The sequence below is a fragment of the Emticicia sp. GW821-FHT11C11 genome (assembly GCF_058808615.1).
This window is the reverse complement of sequence record NZ_JBXARV010000001.1, coordinates 340,418-359,427: the sequence shown is the minus strand read 5'-3', so window position 1 is coordinate 359,427 and position 19,010 is coordinate 340,418. Positions and strand designations below refer to the sequence as shown.

Below are 19,010 nucleotides of genomic sequence, written 5' to 3'. Positions count from 1 at the left end.
ACACAATCAGAACCACTCGCTTTTCATATCGATAGTTACTTTATCAGGACTCAGTAAGCGCTTCATCAGTGAATCTGCCTTTATGAGTTCATATTCATAAAAATAGCGGGCAGTCATGAGTTTCCCCTGATAAAAATCTTTGTCGGAATCATGCGCTTCCGGCAAACTTTGTTGTGCAATGATTGCCTGACTGAGCCATTGCCAACCAATAGTTATGATACCGAAAAGCTCTAAATAGAGCGTCGCATCAGATAAATATTTTTCAGTTTCTCCTCTCTGCGCCAGACTCACTAAATGTCCTGTTGCCTGTTGTGCTTTGCCCAATACTCTTTGCAATTGCTCAGCCAGGGGTTTCAGTTCATCAATATGCAAGGCCGCGTTGAGTGTTCCGGTTACTTCCTCAAAGAAAATTTGCGCGGCTTTACCCTGTTGAATAGTGATTTTACGACCCAGTAAGTCAAGCCCATGAATACCGGTTGTCCCCTCGTGAATCGGATGAATACGGGCTTCCCGATAATATTGCTCCACCGGAAAATCGGTCGTATACCCCGCCCCGCCCAGAATCTGAACTGCCGCACTGGTAGATAAACAACACATTTCGGAAGGGTAAGACTTGGCAATAGGTGTAAGTAAATCTAAAAGCAATTGAGCTTTTTCTTTCGCCTCGCCTTCTTCAACATGCACTAGATCGGCCAGTTTGCTGCAATACATCAATAAAGAAAATGCTCCTTCAGTAACGGCTTTCTGAAAAAGCAGCATACGCTTTACATCGGTATGGTTAATGATAGGTGTCTGTGGTTGGGCAGGGTCTTTCTCTGAAATCTTTCTGCCCTGTGGTCTTTCTTTTGCATAAGCCAGAGAAGCATAATAGGCAGCCGTACCAATAGCAGTAGCATTAATACCCACGCCGATGCGCGCCTCGTTCATCATCTGAAACATATAGCTTAGCCCCTTATGCGGTTCACCGACCAGATAGCCCTCGCAATCGTCGTTCGAGCCAACCATCAGGTGTGCAATCGGCGCACCTTTGTATCCCATTTTATGATATACTCCGGCCGTTGCCACATCGTTTGAAACCAAATTTCCATCAGCCGTTAGCCGCTGACGGGGCACTACAAATAAAGAAATACCTTTGGCGCCCATAGGTCCGCCTTTTATTTTGGCCAGCATCAGATGCACCACATTGCTGCAGGCATCGTGATCACCACAGGAAATAAATATTTTCTGCCCTTTGATTTTATATATGCCCTTTTGCTCCGTTGGTTCGGCGGAAGTAGTGATATCAGACAACGAACTTCCGGCATTAGGTTCGGTTAAGGCCATAGTACCCTGCCATTCGCCCGAATACATGCGCGGAGTAAATATATCAATCAGGTCTTTCGACCCAAAGCTGCGAATCAGATTGGCTGCACCGGTGGTAAGAAACGGGAATACACTGGCCGAATAATTGGCTGTCTGAAAAATAAAACCTGCGGCATTAAGCACGGTGGCCGGTAATTGTTGCCCACCCTCATCATAAGAAAACCCAGCGTTTATCCAGCCGTCTTGCCCGAACTGCTTCACAATAGGTTTCATGCCCGGGTGTACAAGTATCTGCCCTTCCACCAGTTGTGGTTCTTTCCTGTCCATTTCTGTCAGGAGCGGATACAGCATCTTTTCGGCTATCTGTTGGGCAGCATCGAGCACCATATCAAACGACTCCCGGTTATGGTCCTCAAAATAAGCATGTTGGGTAAGTGTCTCTGTATTGAGTACTTCGTAGAGATTAAACTGAATGTCTCGCTTTGAAAAAAACATGGGTTATCTTCTTCTTCTTTTACCTTTATCTTTAGTAGAACTATTGCCTGTCGACTTTCTGCCGGAACTTCCTCTTGAACCGCCCCGACCATCTCTGTCACGCGAAGCACCTCTTCTGCCACTGTTTGCTGTTCCTGACGATGACCTGAAAGCCTTACCGGCTATACTTACCAGTTCCAGATCCATGCTTCGGCGTTCAAGATCGGTGGCTTTCACACGCACTTTCACCGCTTCACCAAAAGAGATAATTCTGCCGGTTCGTTTGCCAACCACTCTGTAATTCTCTTTGTCGAGTTCATAGAAATCATCATTCAAATCGGCCAGACGCACCATGCCCTCACAACTGGTTGAAGTAATTTCTACAAAAATACCGAAGTCTGTCACACCCGTTACTACCCCATCAAAAATGGTCTGGTGGTCTTGCATACTCATAAACTCTACCTGTTTGTATTTGATAGAGGCTCTTTCAGCTTCGGCAGCCAGTTTCTCCCGGTCTGACGAATGCTTCGATTTCTTTTCGTATTCTTCGATGCTCGGGGCGCCTTTCTTATCCAGATAATTCTGTAATAAGCGGTGTGCCATCATGTCTGGATAACGACGTATAGGAGAAGTAAAGTGACTGTAATGTTCAAAAGCCAGCCCGAAGTGCCCCATTGGTTCGGTAGTATACCTTGCCTTCGACATGGTTCTTACGGCCAGTTGTTCCAGTACATTCTGCACGGGAGTGCCTTCTACTTCTTCCATCATTTTATTCATGGTATTCGACAACCCCTTTTCAGAATCAGTTTTAATAGTAAAACCAAAACGAGCAGCAAAATTGGCAAAATTCATAAGTTTTTCAGGATTAGGCGGCTCATGCACCCGATACACCATCGTGTTGCCTGTTTGTATTTCTGCGTCTTCCTCAGATTTTTTCGTCTTTTTCTTACCCAGATTAAACACAAATTCGGCTACTTTCTTGTTAGCCAGCAACATGAACTCTTCAATGAGTTTGTGCGCATCTTTTCTTATTTTCAAAACAACTCCCAAGGGTTTCCCTTTCTCATCCAGTCTGAACTTCACTTCATTGGTTTCAAAGTTAATCGCTCCCTTGCTGAAACGTTCTTTTTTAAGAATCTTTGCCAGGTGATTCAACGTATGCAAAGGCTTGCCGAACTGTCTGGTAATCTCATCCGTCCAGACCTGTTCATCTTCTATTTCCAGAATTTCCTGTGCTTCTTCGTAGCTAAACCTTTTATCTGAATGAATAATGGTACGCCCAAACCACTCTTTGGCAATACTACCGTCGTGAGTCATTTCGAAAACTGCAGAAAAGGTAAGTTTATCTTCATTCGGACGCAGTGAGCACAAGTTGTTCGAAAGTTTTTCCGGCAGCATCGGGATCGTCCTGTCTACCAGATATACCGAAGTCGCCCTGTTCAGTGCTTCTTCCTCCAGCCTTGTGCCGGGTTTCACGTAATGAGTTACATCGGCTATATGTACACCTATCTCATAGTTGCCGTTTTCCAGAATCCGGAAACTCAGGGCATCGTCAAAATCCTTGGCGTCGTGCGGATCAATTGTAAATGTGAGAATATCCCTGAAGTCTTTTCTTTTCTTAATCTCACCGGCCTCAATCACTTCGGAAATATGCTCTGCCTCTTCTTCAATTTCTTTCGGGAACCGGATAGGCAAACCAAATTCAGCCAGAATGGCGTGCATTTCGGCATTATTCTCTCCGGCTTTTCCTAAAATCTCGATAATCTCTCCTACTGCCTGCTGAGCATTGGTAGGATACGTGTGGATCTTTACAATAACGAGGTCATTTTTGGTGGCTCCGTTTATTTTTTCTTTCGGAATAAAAATATCTTCATGCAGACTCTTGTGGTCGGGTCTTACAAGGGCATAATTGCCAAATACCTGTACCTTTCCGACAATTTCACTTCTGCCTCTTTCCAGAACCTCCACTACCCTACCTTCCGGATTTTCTCCTTTGCGATAAAAATCACCGAACGTAACTACCTTTACCAGGTCGCCGTCTATGGCGCCATTCAGATCGTCGGCATTTATCCAGATATCCGGTTTGCCGTCTTCGTGTCTTACAAACCCGAAACGCGGGTTCACGTGGTCGAGGCGACCTACCACAGCGTTAGTCTCTTCATCAACTGTATACTTGCCTTTTTCTGTCTGATTTATCCTGCCTTCTTCCAGCAAATCATCTATAATCATTCCAAACAGTTTCTTTTCCTGCTTGTTGTGTACGTCATAATGTTGATAAAGGTCCTGAAGTGTATAAGGTCGTGTGGTGTTGACCGACAAAAAGGCCAGAATTTCTGCCTTTTGCTGATCGTAATATGATTGATGTTTGTTTTTTGCCATTTTATTGCTGGCAGATATATCTATCTGCCTGATTGTATATTTATTATTAGGTTATGGCCGAGTTTTAATTGATGTGTAGATAAACAAATTTTTACTGCCATTCATATAATGGATTCAATGTCGGATCCCAGTTCGGATAAATCTTGAAATGTTTTTCCTGCACTTTATCTAACAGAATATCGCGCAACTCGCCGATATTCTCTTTTTGCTCGGCCGATATAAACACTACATTTTCAGTGTTTTTGGTCAGATAACTTCTTTTCAGTTTTTCAAGATTCCGTTGCAAATCTTCTTCGGTTACTGTTTCAAGGTGCTCGTCCAGGTTTTCCTCCGTTTCTGGCTTGAACAAATCAAGTTTATTAAATACCAGCACCGTCGGTTTTTCTGTAGCGCCAATATCTGCCAGTGTTGCATTTACTACTTCAATCTGCTCCTCAAATGCCGGATGAGAAATATCTACTACATGCATCAACACATCGGCGTCCCGAATCTCATCCAATGTCGATTTAAATGACTCAATAAGCGTAGTGGGTAATTTTCTGATAAACCCTACGGTATCTGTCAGCAAGAATGGGATATTCCCCAACACTACTTTTCTGACAGTAGAATCGATCGTAGCAAAGAGCTTGTTTTCTGCAAATACATCAGCTTTTGCCAGACGCCTCATCAAAGTAGACTTACCTACGTTGGTATACCCAACCAGCGCCACACGCACCAACCTGCTTCGCTCTTTGCGGCGGGTTATACTCTGCTTATCTATCTTTTCGAGCTTATCTTTCAAAAAAGCAATTCTGTCTTGTACAATCCGCTTATCGGTTTCTAACTCCTTTTCACCGGGGCCACGCATACCGATACCCCCTTTCTGGCGGCTCAAGTGAGTCCACATACGGGTAAGACGAGGCAACAGATATTGATATTGAGCTAACTCAACCTGACGTTTGGCCTGGTCGGTTCGGGCACGTTGAGAGAAAATATTCAGAATCAACAGGCTTCTGTCGAGAATTTTTATATCCTTAAATGCGGCCTCAAGGTTACGTACCTGGGAGGGCGTCAGATCATCATCAAAAATAATAGTGTCAACCGGATTATCCGTAATCCATGTTTCTATCTCTTCCAGTTTTCCTTTCCCTACAAAAGTTTTCTGGTCGGCTCTATCCAGTCTCTGTACAAATGTTTTTTTGGTAACAACTCCGGCTGTAGTAGCTAAAAAATCTAATTCGTTGAGGTAATCATACGTACGCTCAGCGTTTTGTTTCTGCGTAATCAGACCAACCAAAACGGCCGTTTCCTGATGTCTCGCAGTTGAAAAAATGGGTGAATTAAGCAATTTTACTGTTGTTTGATTATTTAATGATAACTATTTAACCCTATGAAAAGTTTCTGCGGCAAATCACCATTCCCATGCAGATTGTCTTTCATCGAAATATACCAAAAGTGCGATAGACAGCCAAGTATGGAGAAAAGAAAAAGACTATTGTTTTTTCCTGATACTTTAGGTTACTACACAAAAAACTTTCGGTCGACCATCGGGTCTAATTAAATATAGCAAAAAAAAATGAAAAGATTATACTTTTTTTTGAATAAATTTACACCCCCATTAAATAAATACAATTGGGTAAGAGAGAAAAAAGTATTTTACTGATTACCAATATTTTACAAAATTATAAATATACTTATTGCTCGGATTGATAACTTTGGCACAGTTTTAGATTAGTATTTTCCGGATTGGTCAGGTGCAAAAAACTAAAATTGACCTGCCATTTTTATCTGACCTTATAATAAGAAATTTAGTATTTTAATTGCGTATTGATGTTTTATATCATAAATTGCACTATTTAGTACTAAAATCTGCATCGTCTGAATACAGATATACACAGGGGGAGTCGGAGAAAGTGAGGATGATTTTTTGTATATCGTTGTCTTATTCAGCTATGCTTCGGGAGGTTTCTTAAAGTTTTTTACGAAACTTCTCACATTGGAATCGAATCCAGATAGAGCTTATACATGGATTATTAGGAAAGCACGTAAGTCGGAATCCCTGTCACTATTTTGAGGCAGGGATTTTTTATTTGTAACTTTGTATTAAACATCCTAACGATGTTGCTTCCGTTTTAAGTGTATTGACAGGTGTCAATTATACGATAGATTATCTGTCTGATTCAATAGGGTAGTGTTATGAAAGAGAAAATTGCAAAAAAGATTGACGTATTTAATAAGAAAGCAGGGTTTGAATACTTCTTCTTAGAAAAATATGATGCCGGGATGGTTCTGACAGGTACAGAAATCAAGTCGATACGCCAGAATAAATTCAACATGACAGATGCTTATTGTTTTTTTATAAATGGTGAGTTGTTTGTCAAAAATCTGAATATATCGAAATACGAGCAGGGTACACATTATAATCATGAGCCGCTGCGTGACAGGAAACTCTTACTGAAAAGAAAAGAGCTGAAACGTTTAGATAATAAACTGACTGACAAGGGATTGACGATTATACCAACGCGCCTGTTTATTAATGACGGCGGCCTTGCCAAGCTGGAAATTGCATTGGCCAAGGGTAAGAAGCTGTACGACAAACGCGATACCATTAAGGAAAGAGACGTGTCACGCGAGCGCATGCGTGAAGAATAAACCTACTGAACCATTCACCTGAAAAACCCACCAAACCTATGAGACCTAACCGACTAAAACAACTCTGGAAAGATAATAAAACTGTGGTGAACGCCTGGGTTACCATACCTTCGTCGTGGACAGCCGAAGTGGTGGCGCATTCCGGATTCGACGCCATGACCATTGACGCCCAGCATGGGCTGGCAAGCGACCACATGACCATACTAACCATGTTGCAGGCTATTTCAACTACGCATACTGTTCCTTTAGTGAGAGTGCCGTGGAACGACCCCGCCACACACATGAAAATGCTCGACATGGGTGCTTATGGGGTTATCTGCCCCATGATTAACACGCGTGAAGAATCTGAAAGTTTTGTAGGCGCCTGCCGGTATATTCCGAATGGATACAGGAGTTTCGGGCCAGTGAGAGCAAGTGTTTACGGAGGTGAAAATTACTTTGAGCAATCGACAGAAGAGATCGTAACCATGAGTATGATTGAAACGGCTGAAGGCCTGAAGAATGTAGAAGATATTGCAAAAACCCCGACCATGACCGGGCTCTACATTGGCCCCTGGGATTTAAGCATTGCCATGAGACGCCCCAAACAGGGAGATTTTGATGATATCGAGTTATTGAAGGCCTTTGAGAAAGTACTAAACGCCTGTGCCAAAAATAATCTCGTTGCCGGAATCCAGTGCCCTTCACCAGAAGTGGCTGTCCGGATGTCGGAAATGGGATTCAGATTTGTAACAGCCGCCAACGATACCACTTTGCTGAAACAGGGAGCAGTGGATACAATTAAGAAGTTCCATCAGAAAGAAACAGGCCAAAGCCAGAATATAAGCAATCCTTACGCCTGATAAAATATCAATATGAACAGTAAGCATAAGAGAGGTCTGAAGCCTCTCTTATTTATTTTGGATAAATGCTATCAGATCAGCCATTTCTTTGACACTAATCGAATTTTCGAAGCCGTTGGGCATAATCGAAGATTCTGACTTCACCATTTTGGCAATATCTTTTTTCTGAATCACGCTTTCTTTTCCTCCTACTTCCCGTAATGTCAACACATTGGCGTTTTCCTGCATAATCACCCCACCCATGGTATTATTATTCTTGAAGGTCAATGTCCAGAAATCATATTTATCCGCAATCGAATTGTTCGGATTAATAATCTCTGTCAGAATCGAATTAGAATTGCGGCTTCTCAGTGTTGAAAGGTTCGGCCCGAAATTCACCCCGTTTACACCCTCAATCTGGTGGCAGGTGGCACAGTTTTTCTCAAATACTTTCTTTCCGTTTGCCTGCACTCCTTTCATTTCCAGGGCAGTCATATAGCTCTGCAATACAGCTTTGCGGTCTTCATTAACAGCCAGTACTTTGCGGGCAAAGGCCCGTATATTGGTTTCTTCATAATTCATCAGGTCAACCATTTGCCGCCAGCCTATGGCCGACTTATCAATTCTTTTTTCTTCCAACGCAGTCAGCAATAAAGGAATCCGCTCAGGTTTAGCCATGAGTAGCTCAACTACTTTCTGTTGAATGGGCGCCGAAAAAGTTTTGAACTCCTTCAAAAGGAAATCAAAGGTTGGCTTATCTCCTATTTTGCTGAGCGTTTTTAGCACAGAAACCTGCACCAGTTCAGATTCTTTATGAGATAATAATTGTAAAAACCCTTGTTTATGTGCTTTAGCATTGGCTATTGATAACAGTTCTACTGCATCGGCACGCAGTTTTTCATCCTGCTTTTTATCATTCAGTATCTCTGTTGCTTCTTTTATTTTAGCTGTTACATTGGCAGATTTGGGCAGGCCCGTTACTTCCAGCAAATCAAGACAGGCTTTCCGGTATCCCGCCGTGCTCTTTGCTGAAAAAGCCATCAGTAGCTGTTCTTTATCTGTGTCGGCCAATGGTACGGTAATGCCCTTATAATGCCAGAGTTTAGAAATACCGCTGATAGTGGCGGCTTTCCACCAATCAGTATCGGTATTTCCATCGGCTGCGCTTACTTTAGCAAACACTGCGGCAAAAACATCTTTATTACCACTGTTGGCAATAGTAGCTCCCAGATTAGAGAAAAACTCGGCGGTCTCTTCAGATTTTTCTCCGGCCAGTTCTTTTACTGCAAAATCAAATATCTGGTTTTCTTTCCCTGCAAAGGAGGCTATACAGGCAACGCCCACCCATTTATCATGGAAATCGCGTTTCAGAATATTCAAACGCGCTTGTTCCGAAGCCTCAGTTTTTACAAAACCCAGTGTATTCAAGAGTTGAAATCTGACTTTATTGTTGCCGTCATTCTGCAGGGCAATCAATTCCTTTTTTAGTTTTTCTATGTCTGCTCCTGCCGGATTCTGATTGATGTAGTTTTCAGCTACTCTGATACCGTTTTCTCGTACCCCGGCTTCTTCATCCTGAAAAGCCCGAACAAGATCTTGTGTTTCAATACTTTTTAGTCCATCCAACAGCCACAGGGCATGTACTTTTGCTTCAGGCAAGGCGCTTTTGCCTATAATATCTCTCAGGCCGCCGGTTATGCCTTTTGCCTGCCGATGCAACAACAATCTTTGTGCGGTGCGGCGGTACCAGATGTTTTCGTTTTCCAGCAGTTTTACCAGATCCGCGTCTGATTTTTTCGACAGATTCAATTTACCCAGCCAATCCATAGGCAGGCCTTTTTCCGGTACTACCCTATAGATGCGGCCTTTATCTGTACCATTATACAATGCGCCGGATTTATTAATCTCATCCGACATCCACTCAGGGTGTTCAATAATCTGGCGATAGTAATCAATTACATACAATGCGCCGTCGGGCCCTACATAGAAATTCACCGGCCGGAACCAATCATCTTTTGAGGCCAGAAATTCTGATTTCTCATTCAAGCGACTCGCAGTAAAACTGGCTCCCGATTGCTTGATAACATCGGCGTGTACCATATTATGCACTGGCTCACCCACAAAAGTTACATCTTTGAATTTGTCGCCAAACGCCCCACCCAGATACCACGTAACACCACAAGACGAAGTAATGACCCCTACATCTGTCAATAACTGGTGGTTCGGATTTTCAGTAATCGGGTAAATCTCAGCTGCATTGCCATGGTCAGAAATATCCTGAGTAGCAGTCGGAATAAGTAGATTAGGATTGTTTTTCATATAAGGCCCGGCAAGCACTTCATGAAACAGATGATCGGCATTGCTGGTGTATAAGCGATGCCCCCAGGCGTCTATCGTATGTCCGAACTGCGTTTCGCCCGACTGCTCTTCTACCTGATAACTATCCAGCTTAAACCTCACCGCACGACCATTGGCGTTTTTTCCTAATGTTTGTCCGTCAGGCTTATCCGGGAAAAATATATTATGTCCTTCATCGCCAAATTCCTTTTTGTATACAAATGGCGTAACTATGGCTTCATGACCCAGATAAATCCAGTTATCGAGCTCGTATCGGGGGGTGTTCAGGTTATGCTGAGGGTTAGAAAGCGCAAATCCTGTCAATATTACTTTCCGTATATCGGCCTTGCCATCGTTATTGGTATCTTCCAGATAAATTATATCGGGTGTATCGGTCACAATTATCCCGTTTTTCCAGCGCATGATTCCGGTAGGCAACCGCAGGCTATCGGCAAAAACAATACTTGTGTCAGGCAGGCCGTCGTTGTCCGTATCTTTCAGTAGCTTTACTTTGCCTGAATTGCTGAGGTCTAAGGGGTACCCGTGCATTTCAACTACATACATATTTCCGTCTTCATCTATCTCCATAGCCACAGGATCTGCCACTAAAGGCTCAGCAGCTACCAGCTCCACTTTAAATCCGTCCATGACGGTCAACGAAGCCAGTGCTTTCTGATGCTCAGGAGAAAGTACCTGTTGCGGTTTTTGCTCACAGGAAAAAAGCAACAATAGTAAGATGACGGAAAGGTAGCGCATAGGTGAGAATTTACAGGATAATGACTCTGATTGGTAAATTAATAAAAAAACAGATGGTAATAGTTACTAAGCACTAAAAATCCCGCGATGGGGCAATAACTCCGTAAGATATACCAGTCTGCTGTTTGAATATCATCATTCTGTATATACTGCCGGGCATAAAAAAAGGGCTATCAATAGCCCTTTCAACATTATTAAATTAATGCACCTCATTTCTTCTTAAATAAACGCCCTAGTCCCCCGGCTACAAAACTAAACACCAGCGACATGCCCACAGCTATGTGGGACGTGAACATGGCGAGGTCTTCGCTGACAGGTTTAATAGGTTTTAGATAATAAAAGCTGATCACTATTGCGCCTTGTATCAGTGCCAGAATCCACCCTCTGCGTGGTTCTAAAAAGCCAATCAGAAAGCTGGAAAGCGCAATGGCGCTCATGGCATAATAGCCTGTTTCTACATGAAAATTGGTGTAAGCTATCAATGATCCCGTACAAACGGCAATGAGAATATTTCTAACTAAAATCAGATATGATTTATTGGCATTTGCTGTCATTTGAGTAGAATTTGAAATTTAGAACAAATGTACTAAGCTTTAATTCTACTCCCAAAAATTCGATTGACTTTAAATTATACTAATCCTATCATCATCTGCATTTGTATGATTTCAATGGGTTTGAAGATTATTTTATTTTGATATAATCATAGTTTCTGCTATTGCTGGCTATGTACATAACGGCTAATTCTGACATCGCTTTCCATCGGTATTTATCTGCCTCAATAGATTTCAGAAGTACTTTCTCACGCAAATCCCAATAGCGTTTTACATTGGCATCCACTTCCGTGCCATGTTTTTTATAAAGCGCTTCCACATCTTTCGCACAGCTGGATGATGGGTCTACCTTGCTTAGTATGGCAAATCCCTCCTCGTACTTATTACCTTCCAGCTTTGCTTTCGCCTGCGAGACAAATGTTGCACAGGTATAATTCTGATAGTTTCTGTAGATTTCCAGAGATTTTTCCTGCGCTTTTTTAAAGCAGCTGGTTTCGGCAGGAATATTAAACAACATACTTATAGCCTGTGCGTGTTCATTTGTTTTAGATAACTGCTCGGCCTTTGCAATGAGCATGTCACATCTTTTGTTATAATAATCAATAATTTTGGTTTTAGCTTTCGAGACAAAATCATTATACTCGTCACTTCTGCTTGGGATAAGTGATATCAGATTATTAATTGCCTGATCTCTTGTACGCCCGCTACCTTTTATGCGTTTGGTAAAAGTAGAAAAAACAAGTTTATCATCAATTTGCTTAATAAACAGGCTTAGCTCTCCATCAATTACAGTGATTTTCTCCAAACCCGGGTTAATTGTCTGTTCATTGAAAATACTGATAACCGGATACATAACCACGCCATTGTTTGTTGCTCTGGATGCTATACCACTCTGGCTAAGCAGCGAAAGCATTTTGGTCTCTATCTTTTTTAACTGACCATTGTTAAATCCTTCTATTTCACCGGGCATGACAATCGCAATATTCAGTTTCCCAAATTCATCATCAGGGGTGTCGGTTTGCGCATAGGTACTATTGCCGGTTAGCCACAACAGCAAGAGGATGAATTGTATTTTCATGGTGTTATTTAAAATTTATAAAAATGGTATTTCCCTTAATAAGCCGCTCAATTTTAACCTTCTTGGCAGGGTCGCCCGGTAATTTCAAGCTATTACAGAATTTATATATTTCTAAGGCATATCGGGTTGGGGTCAGGTTTTTCCCGGTAACATCTGTTCTCGGAATCCTCACCTGATCAAACATTACTTTCAATTCTGTAACACCCTGAATATGATAGCCTTTTGAATTATTGCTGATCCACTCTTCAATGGTGTCTGACAACGGCAACGCATCTGCACCTACTTCTGTACTCATTTTTATTTCTGAATCTTCTTTAAGTCCAAATTCTATGGCCATATATTTCCCATTAATGACAATGTCTGTGAATTTCTCCTGCATTACATTCAGAAAATCAACAACAATTGATTCAGTAGCTTTTGCCGCTAGCGCACCTACATCTTCCGTTCTGAAATTGGGGCTCTGACCCATCTTATTAGACAATGAAGCCGAAGTAGATGACTCATAGGCCGTTAAAATCACTTTAACGCTGTTCCCTGATGCCCCTCTCTGGATATCATACTCTACTTCTACTGCAATATCAGCTCCGGAAGCCTGAACAATCTGGGTTTTCACATCAATCTGGCCATCATCAAGCGCTCTGTTTACCTGTAGGCTTCTTGCTTTTGCAATGAAGTCTACTGTCGAGTACCCTCGGTTATCAAAGGCTTCCTTGACCTTGGTAATAACAATCCGGCGGTTTATATCAGACTCAAGAATGGTTCTTATATCTTCATTTTCCTTGAAGAAAGGAAATACCATAATGGTGGGTTTAGTAACTACTTCATTTTTTTGTGCAAGGGTTTCGTTGGTCTTAATCTGTCCTTTCAGGTTTATGGCAGTTGCAAGAGTAAGTATAAGGAGTAGTATTTTTTTCATTAGTATGGCCGGGTTTAGTAATTAGTAACCAAATGCTCTTATTTGTTTGTTTTGCTCCAGATACTTGCGGAAAGCATCGCCATTAATCGTAACGCTGAATCTGATGCTGTTCCGGTTATTATAGCTCCGGTCTTTAGATACAGCATGCATATCAACTATGAATCTTCTGTACTCGCGTGACTCGAAGAAATTCTTAAGAAACGGATTGTCGTTGGTACTACGGTTCATATCCGGTGAAAGTGGCAGACGATAGTTTACACTATTGGGCAGGCCGATAAATAGTAGCTGCTCAAATGCCCGGCGCGCGGCAATGTTTTCAAGAATACTTTTCCCGGCTGCCAATGTTTTTTCTTCTTCACCTGTACCCGACACAAGAATGGTTACAAGGCCCGTTTTAGGGTCTTCGCCTTCAAAAGCTGTTTGAGGCCCACTACCGACATTCCGGCTACACCCCACAAAAAAAATTGCAGCGAATAAAATCAAAAAGAGTTTTTTCATGATTATTTTTTGGTAATAGTTGTAGCATAAATATTATTTGAAGGCGAGAACATTTCCTTAATTTCCTTTCCGCCCGAGGATACCTTACAAAGTGTAACATCCCCCTGCACTTTGTCGACCTTTATTTTGCCGATAGTAGTCTTTTGTTTTAATTGCTTGCCTCCGGCAGTAAGCATGTGTTCTCTGACTATTTCTAATGGATCACCGGACGACAGCCCATTCAATGTACCACCTACAATCATTAACTCTGTGGCTTCATCTCCCTTCGATTTAGTAATCTGCACTATCTCATAAGTGAGTGCAAAGGTTTCATTAATAAAATCCTGTATTTCTTTATCAATATTCAATAAAGCACCACCTACTGAGTTTGCTACCTGGTCTACAATTCCGTTATTTTTTTCCTTACCAAGGTATTTTGCTACTACGCCAAATTTGTTGGCAGTATTTCTTTTGTTAAAGTCTGAAATAGTTTTACTCCCCACTGTCTCACCGGTTGAAATATCAATAATCTTGATATTAAAGGATGTACCCTCAGCACTTACCGATGTTACATTTCCAACCACCAGTTGAGAGGCGCCTATCAGCTCACCCTGCTTGGCCAGATTGGAACTATTCAGATAAACCTCAGCTTTTTGCGCCTCTAGTTCTTTGAAAATCTGCTCAAAATTGGTTCTCTCAATTACTGTAAATCGTTTGGAGTTAATAAAAGCACTTTCCACTTTCTGTGCCAATGCGCTTGCGTCAGCTATTCGCACATTTGAGCCATTCTGAAAGGGAAGAATAGCGATAGTGGGTTTGCTACCACCCTGCGCAAATGCGTATGAGACAGAGATAAGTAATGAAAAAAACAGTAAAAGGTATTTCATATTTCTAAAGAGGTTTGATTTTTATTTAGGAAATTATCTACAATTAGTTCATCAAGAGAATGGTTTCTAACAGATATGGCAATATTTCTAATAAAGCCCACATTGGCTTTAACCAGTTATATTTTCGATTTAATAATGGGAAGTTTTTCTAACAAAATGTTTTTATACATTTTACTGGTATAGATAACCTGCTTACCTACCCTTGCTGACATAGGGGAAATATTGGTGATGTTCGGTGGTTAATCGGTTGGATTATTGGTTCCCGGCGATGGGTCATTCATCTCATCAGGCTTGCCACATGAGGATAGTATAAGCATATTAAGCACTACCAGATATTGTATGTATATTTATTCATAGGATAATTACGTTTATATGATTTGGTCACGTTAAATTGTTTTGAGCATACCGTATAGATTGAGAAGTTTATTAATCATAATTGCCCCTCTATAGCATATTCAGCTTTACAGGAGTAAGCTTGTCGATTTTCGTTCCATCGCCTAATTCGCCATACTCGTTTCTTCCCATTCCCCATAAGCTATCATCGTTTTTCAGCATAAGGCTATGTACACTACCTCCGGCAATTATTTTCACGTCTGACATAACTCTGATAGGGCTAGTCCTCTCAATTTTTGAACCATCACCTAATTGTCCGTAATCGTTTCGGCCCCAAGCCCAAAGGCTGTTGTCCATCTTTACTATCAGGGAATGATATCCACCTGCTGACATTGATTTTACATCAGACATGATTTTAACCGGGGTTTGCCTGTTAATTTTTGTACCATCTCCAAGTTGTCCTTGCTCATTTCTTCCTGTAGCCCATAAACTGTTGTCATTCTTTAAAATAAGACTATGCCCTGCTCCTGCCGATATCGCTTTGATATCAGTCATAATTTTTACAGGGGCTATTCTTGTAATTGTTGTACCGTCGCCTAGTTCTCCGAAATAATTATATCCAAATACCCAAAGACTGTTATCACTTTTTAGGACAAGATTATGGAGGCCACCAGCAGAAATAACTTTTACATCTGACATGATTTTGACGGGATTTGATTTATGCGTCTTCGTTCCATCTCCCAATTGCCCCTCATCATTTCTTCCCACTACCCATAGCGTATTATCTGTTTTTAAAATAAGATTATGTCCATATCCCATTGATATCGTTTTGACATCTGTCATAACTTTGACTGGGAATAATCTATCAGTAAGCGTACCATCTCCTATTTGTCCATATCGATTCTGTCCGGCAGCCCATAAGGTGTTATCGTCCTTTAAAATAAACCCATTATCGCCTGAAGTAGCAGCATTTTTAACGTTTGTAGCAATCCTGACAAAGGATTTCTTATTCTCAGTTGTTCCGTCACCTATACCGCCATAGAAATTGCTACCAGTAACCCATAATGTTTTATCGGTTTTCAAAACCATACTAGTGGCTCCACCTGCTCTCAATCTGATACTTGATTCTGATTCGTTATCGCTATTACCCGAAGAGCCATTGGTATTATTATTGCCATCGGTATTGCCATTGTTAGTTGATGTATTGTCTTTGTCGATATTCTTAACCGAACATGAACAAACTAACTGAATGAGAATAATTGCGAATAGTTTTTTCATTGCATATAAATATTTTATCCATCTACGTTTACTTATTTCCTTGTTCGAATATATCATTATATATAAAATCAAACTTGCGCTGCTTTCTGAATCCGGTCATTTGCTTTCTGGGATTCAAACAATTCTTTCTGAAATTTTTTTGATTTTTAAACACCATTTCTGGCGCATTTCCCTCTCAAAAATTCACTACATTTGAAGCCTAAAGCTTTATGTATGAGGTACTCTTCTCTCTTGCTTGTTTGTTTACTTATTACCGCATTCTGTGTTATTTCTGCGCCTGAAAGTGTGGCGCAACAACGCACTTATCTCAAACTTCAACCCCATAAAGTTCAATGGGCGCAACAGGTAATGAAAGAGGCCATCCAGAAGAAAGATTCTCTGCTATTGGCAGAGGCGTACTTCCTTTTTGGGAAAACCTATGAGGCTGCAGCGGATTTTAAAACTGCTACAGATTTTTTTCTAAAATCACTCAGAATTCAGGAGAAAAGAGGCGATTCATTTGAATTGGTCAGGTTGTATTCTTACTTATATGGCATCTCTGCTCTTACTTATAACTATTCCAATGCTAAACGGTATTCTGACCTTGCTGTAAACGCAGCTAAAAGAGTTGGTACACATAAGACTCTTTTACGTGCGTATGGTACTTTAATTAGTATGTATTCTATGGACTGGACTTTGGGTCAAAAGAATAGTAAAGCCCCCAAGCCTAATTATGACAGTTTGTTTTATACTTTAAAAAAAACACAGAAAATAGCACAAAAAAGTGGTGATGAAATGGAAGTAGTGGCTATAAATGCAGGATTAGGGGGTGAATTCCTAAGAAGAAATGACCCTAAAGCTTTAAGCCATCTTATAAAGGCAGTAGAGCTATCGAAAAAGAACAGGAAACCTCGTGCAGAATATGACTGCTTAATTCTCTTAGGTAGTGCTTACATCAAACTTGGCTCACCTGATAAGGGCTATCAAATTCTTAATGAAGCTAAAAAACTCCGAAAGACCTTACCTGCACATCAGGATGTATTTAAGAATAATAACGAGCTAGAAAGTATTTATGCTCAATATTACAAGGCAAAAAAAAACTGGAAAAAAGCGCTGGAACACTCGGAGAAGTGGTTCGAATTGGAGAAGAACAAATACCTTGCCGACAGAGAAGGGGCACTTAGTCGATTGAGTTTTGAGCATGAAATGGAAAAGAAAGACATCCAACTAGAAGCCCAACAAAAAGAACTGGCAACCAATACTGCAAACCTTTTGATTCAACGCCGCTTCATTGCGGTCATATTCGTATTATTGCTTATTTCAGTGGGCACAGGAGTTGCATTCTTTCGCCTTTCCCGTAAAAACCAACGCATCAGCGAGCGAAATGCACAATTGGTACAAGAGCAAAACCATCGTGTCAAAAACAATTTGCAGGTAGTGTCAAGTCTGCTCAGTTTACACTCAAACCGATTAACAGACGAGCAGGCGCGTCAGGCAGTTAGCGAAAGCCAGCTAAGGGTAGAAACTATGGCTATTCTGCATCGCAAATTGTATGACGGCGATAAGCTAATTGTAGTAAATATGAGAGATTTTCTTCAGGAAGTTGTAAATGGCGTACTCCTGACCTATGGCTTTGCCAAAGTAGAAACAACTTTTGAAGTTGATGATCTGGAATTAAAACCCAGCCATGCCTTATCTGTAGGTCTGATTGTTAATGAACTGAGTACTAACGCATGTAAATATGCATTTACTGAAAACGATGACCCCTCGATTTCTATCAGTTGCAAAGCAGGCAACAACAAAATAAATATTATGTTCACTGACAACGGACCCGGATTCGATTTTGAAAAGTATAAGAACAACAAATCGTTCGGGCTTAAACTTATTCTGATGCAGGTTGCGCAATTGTACGGAACCTGCGAGTTCAGAAATGAAAATGGAACTGTGTTTCAAATGCAATTTAATTCAGTTAATAAACCCATCTATGCCTAAGCCGCTCAAAGTATTAATTATCGAAGACGAGTTAATGATTGCAACCGACATAGAAGAAAAACTTCTGAGTGTCGGATATGAGGTAATTGCTATTGCCCGCAATTATAATGAAGCCATCAATGCCATAGAAAAGCAGTTGCCTGATATCGCATTGGTCGATGTCAATTTAGACGACTCAACACATGACGGCATCTCAACAGTCAGAGAACTTCTGACTTATCACTCAATGCCGATAATTTACCTCACAGGATTTTCTGAACCTGACACAGTGCTGAGAGCGCGGGAAACGAATCCCGCGGCCTACTTACTTAAGCCTTTTCGCACCCATGAATTAGCTATTCAGCTTGAATTGGCCTATGCCAACAGTGTGAAGGCTAAAAAGCAGCACTCAACCAATAATTCAGATTTTCTTTACCTCCCGTTTAATAAAGGCTACGAAAAATTATCTAAGACTGATGTAGTATATCTTCAAGCCAATGGTGCCTACGTAAATGCCTATATACTGAATGAACAACAGCCAAAGCTTTTTTCCATGAATTTAGGATACATCGCTGAGCACTTCAGCGATACCGGCTTCTACCGGCTATCAAGATCGTTACTCATTAATATGGATTATATCGACCGGGTGGAACGCGGTCAACTATGGATGCATAGCCAGCAGAAACCCATTTCTATTTCTGAAGCTAAAAGTACAGAACTGATGAAAAGACTTCTAATAATAAAAACACCTCATTAATTGACTACTAAAAATCTGAATACATCGATTTAAATTATCTCTCATTGTTTATAGCGGGATATCTTCTTATCTCTTCAAACAAT

The 19,010-nt window shown here is 41.1% G+C and carries 14 protein-coding genes; 4 read left to right on the top strand and 10 right to left on the bottom strand.

Going from position 1 to position 19,010, the window contains the following annotated elements:
- Positions 1 to 6: 6 nt before the first annotated feature.
- From AC1RRY_RS01425 to hflX, 3 genes are all read right to left on the bottom strand, one after another.
- The gene (locus AC1RRY_RS01425; RefSeq protein ID WP_492818712.1) at positions 7 to 1,797 is read right to left on the bottom strand and encodes an acyl-CoA dehydrogenase; all 1,791 of its coding nucleotides are present in this window, start codon (positions 1,795 to 1,797) and stop codon (positions 7 to 9) included.
- Positions 1,798 to 1,800: 3 nt separating this feature from the next.
- Positions 1,801 to 4,155: a ribonuclease R gene (gene rnr, locus AC1RRY_RS01420; protein ID WP_492818714.1), complete on the bottom strand. Its 2,355-nt coding sequence runs from the start codon at positions 4,153 to 4,155 to the stop codon at positions 1,801 to 1,803.
- Between the two features lie 91 nt (positions 4,156 to 4,246).
- Positions 4,247 to 5,482: a GTPase HflX gene (gene hflX / locus AC1RRY_RS01415; RefSeq protein ID WP_492818716.1), complete on the bottom strand. Its 1,236-nt coding sequence runs from the start codon at positions 5,480 to 5,482 to the stop codon at positions 4,247 to 4,249.
- An 848-nt stretch (positions 5,483 to 6,330) separates the two neighbouring features.
- Here hflX and smpB point away from each other — a divergent pair.
- Positions 6,331 to 6,786 (top strand): SsrA-binding protein SmpB, encoded by a 456-nt coding sequence (smpB, locus tag AC1RRY_RS01410; protein WP_492818718.1) that lies wholly within the window; start codon positions 6,331 to 6,333, stop codon positions 6,784 to 6,786.
- Between the two features lie 38 nt (positions 6,787 to 6,824).
- Positions 6,825 to 7,628: an HpcH/HpaI aldolase family protein gene (locus AC1RRY_RS01405; protein ID WP_492818720.1), complete on the top strand. Its 804-nt coding sequence runs from the start codon at positions 6,825 to 6,827 to the stop codon at positions 7,626 to 7,628.
- 48 nt (positions 7,629 to 7,676) lie between these two features.
- Here AC1RRY_RS01405 and AC1RRY_RS01400 read toward each other — a convergent pair whose 3' ends face one another.
- The 7 genes from AC1RRY_RS01400 to AC1RRY_RS01370 form a co-directional block, all read right to left on the bottom strand.
- A complete protein-coding gene (locus AC1RRY_RS01400) occupies positions 7,677 to 10,700 on the bottom strand; it encodes a PVC-type heme-binding CxxCH protein (RefSeq protein ID WP_492818722.1) in 3,024 nt (1,007 codons plus the stop codon).
- A 209-nt stretch (positions 10,701 to 10,909) separates the two neighbouring features.
- A complete protein-coding gene (locus AC1RRY_RS01395; protein WP_492818724.1) occupies positions 10,910 to 11,254 on the bottom strand; it encodes a hypothetical protein in 345 nt (114 codons plus the stop codon).
- A 127-nt stretch (positions 11,255 to 11,381) separates the two neighbouring features.
- Positions 11,382 to 12,329 carry a hypothetical protein gene (locus tag AC1RRY_RS01390; protein ID WP_492818726.1) on the bottom strand — a complete coding sequence of 316 codons (948 nt, stop codon included), beginning with the start codon at positions 12,327 to 12,329 and terminating at the stop codon, positions 11,382 to 11,384.
- 4 nt (positions 12,330 to 12,333) lie between these two features.
- The gene (locus AC1RRY_RS01385) at positions 12,334 to 13,245 is read right to left on the bottom strand and encodes a DUF6175 family protein (RefSeq protein ID WP_492818728.1); all 912 of its coding nucleotides are present in this window, start codon (positions 13,243 to 13,245) and stop codon (positions 12,334 to 12,336) included.
- Between the two features lie 21 nt (positions 13,246 to 13,266).
- Entirely contained in the window at positions 13,267 to 13,743 is a 477-nt protein-coding gene (locus AC1RRY_RS01380) for a hypothetical protein (RefSeq protein ID WP_492818730.1), read from the bottom strand.
- A gap of 2 nt (positions 13,744 to 13,745) precedes the next feature.
- A complete protein-coding gene (locus AC1RRY_RS01375) occupies positions 13,746 to 14,609 on the bottom strand; it encodes an LpoB-related protein (RefSeq protein ID WP_492818732.1) in 864 nt (287 codons plus the stop codon).
- A gap of 444 nt (positions 14,610 to 15,053) precedes the next feature.
- Positions 15,054 to 16,220, bottom strand: coding sequence for an RCC1 domain-containing protein (locus tag AC1RRY_RS01370; protein WP_492818734.1), 1,167 nt, complete (start codon positions 16,218 to 16,220; stop codon positions 15,054 to 15,056).
- Positions 16,221 to 16,433: 213 nt separating this feature from the next.
- On the opposite strand from AC1RRY_RS01370, the gene AC1RRY_RS01365 reads away from it, so the two are divergent.
- Positions 16,434 to 18,191: a sensor histidine kinase gene (locus AC1RRY_RS01365; RefSeq protein WP_492818736.1), complete on the top strand. Its 1,758-nt coding sequence runs from the start codon at positions 16,434 to 16,436 to the stop codon at positions 18,189 to 18,191.
- A complete protein-coding gene (locus tag AC1RRY_RS01360; RefSeq protein WP_492818738.1) occupies positions 18,184 to 18,927 on the top strand; it encodes a response regulator in 744 nt (247 codons plus the stop codon). The genes AC1RRY_RS01365 and AC1RRY_RS01360 overlap by 8 nt, the downstream gene beginning before the upstream one ends.
- The last annotated feature ends 83 nt before the right edge of the window (positions 18,928 to 19,010 follow it).

Bases quoted from the DNA above. Each gene is read 5' to 3' on its own strand.
- AC1RRY_RS01425 (WP_492818712.1), bottom strand. From the start codon at position 1,797: ATGTTTTTTTCAAAGCGAGACATTCAGTTTAATCTCTACGAAGTACTC.
- rnr (WP_492818714.1), bottom strand. From the start codon at position 4,155: ATGGCAAAAAACAAACATCAATCATATTACGATCAGCAAAAGGCAGAA.
- smpB (WP_492818718.1), top strand. From the start codon at position 6,331: ATGAAAGAGAAAATTGCAAAAAAGATTGACGTATTTAATAAGAAAGCA.
- AC1RRY_RS01405 (WP_492818720.1), top strand. From the start codon at position 6,825: ATGAGACCTAACCGACTAAAACAACTCTGGAAAGATAATAAAACTGTG.
- AC1RRY_RS01400 (WP_492818722.1), bottom strand. From the start codon at position 10,700: ATGCGCTACCTTTCCGTCATCTTACTATTGTTGCTTTTTTCCTGTGAG.
- AC1RRY_RS01395 (WP_492818724.1), bottom strand. From the start codon at position 11,254: ATGACAGCAAATGCCAATAAATCATATCTGATTTTAGTTAGAAATATT.
- AC1RRY_RS01390 (WP_492818726.1), bottom strand. From the start codon at position 12,329: ATGAAAATACAATTCATCCTCTTGCTGTTGTGGCTAACCGGCAATAGT.
- AC1RRY_RS01385 (WP_492818728.1), bottom strand. From the start codon at position 13,245: ATGAAAAAAATACTACTCCTTATACTTACTCTTGCAACTGCCATAAAC.
- AC1RRY_RS01380 (WP_492818730.1), bottom strand. From the start codon at position 13,743: ATGAAAAAACTCTTTTTGATTTTATTCGCTGCAATTTTTTTTGTGGGG.
- AC1RRY_RS01375 (WP_492818732.1), bottom strand. From the start codon at position 14,609: ATGAAATACCTTTTACTGTTTTTTTCATTACTTATCTCTGTCTCATAC.
- AC1RRY_RS01370 (WP_492818734.1), bottom strand. From the start codon at position 16,220: ATGAAAAAACTATTCGCAATTATTCTCATTCAGTTAGTTTGTTCATGT.
- AC1RRY_RS01365 (WP_492818736.1), top strand. From the start codon at position 16,434: ATGAGGTACTCTTCTCTCTTGCTTGTTTGTTTACTTATTACCGCATTC.
- AC1RRY_RS01360 (WP_492818738.1), top strand. From the start codon at position 18,184: ATGCCTAAGCCGCTCAAAGTATTAATTATCGAAGACGAGTTAATGATT.